The organism is Leisingera sp. F5, from assembly GCF_001593695.1.
Genome location: NZ_LUKH01001458.1, coordinates 1 through 1,016 on the forward strand (window position 1 = coordinate 1; position 1,016 = coordinate 1,016).

At 60.7% G+C, this 1,016-nt stretch carries 1 pseudogene; it reads left to right on the top strand.

Annotation, left to right across the window (positions count from 1 at the left end):
• Positions 1 to 8: 8 nt before the first annotated feature.
• A pseudogene (locus A2I95_RS42240) lies at positions 9 to 877 on the top strand (mechanosensitive ion channel family protein).
• Positions 878 to 1,016 lie beyond the last annotated feature (139 nt).

Consider the following 1,016-nt stretch of genomic DNA (forward strand, 5'->3'; position numbering starts at 1 on the left):
TCAATGACCTGATGAAGACCGAGATTTACGGTGGAAAGTCACTGGCCGATCTGGTGACGCTGGAATTTCTGGCGCAGGCCTTGGGCAACGTGCTGGCTGCAACTGTCATTCTTCTGGCGGGCTTCGTCGCCGCGCGCTGGGTCAAGCGGCGGATCGTGGCACTGGGCGATACCCACGCCAAGCTCGACGTGACCCTGTTTCATTTCCTCGGCACTCTTGCGCGCCATGTCATCCTCGCCTTTGCGGTGCTGTTTGTTCTGAATACCTTTGGTGTCAAGACCACCTCGATTGTGGCGGCCATCGGTGCCGCCGGCCTGGCGATCGGCCTGGCCATGCAGGGGGCGCTGTCGAATGAGGCTGCGGGCGTGATGATCATCCTGTTCCGCCCCTTCAAACTGGGTGATTTCATCGATGTGAACGGCGAAATGGGCACGGTGCATGAGATGCCCCTGAACAATACCGTCATCGCCAGCCTCAGCAATCTGAAGGTGATCATCCCCAACTCCGAGGTCTGGGGTAATACCATCACCATTTACTCCGCCTTCGACACCCGCCGGGCAGGGTGGACTTTTGGTGTTGGCTATGGCGCCAATCTGGCCACTGCAGAACAGGTGATCCGCGACACAATCATGGCCGACAGCCGCTCGCACAGCGATCCGGCCCCTTCATTCAGGTCAATGCGCTGAACAGCAGCTCGGTGGATTTTCTGGAGCGTGTCTGGGTCGATGCGGCCGAGTACTTTCAGTATCAGGCCGACATGAAGCGCAAGGTCAAAGAAGCGCCGGATGCGACCGGGGTCGATATCCCCTTTCCGACCCGAACGCTGGTTCACGCCGAACCTGCCAGCCAAGAAGACGAGGCCAGCAAGGCCGCCTGAACAGAAAGCCGGCGTTGCTAGTGTGCAGCGGCAATCGGTGCGCCGACCTCGATCCCCTGCGGCGTGATCCTGGTGCCCAGTACCAGCCGTTCTACCCCTGCGGCCCGGGCACTGGCAAAGGCGGCCGCATAGGCCGGGT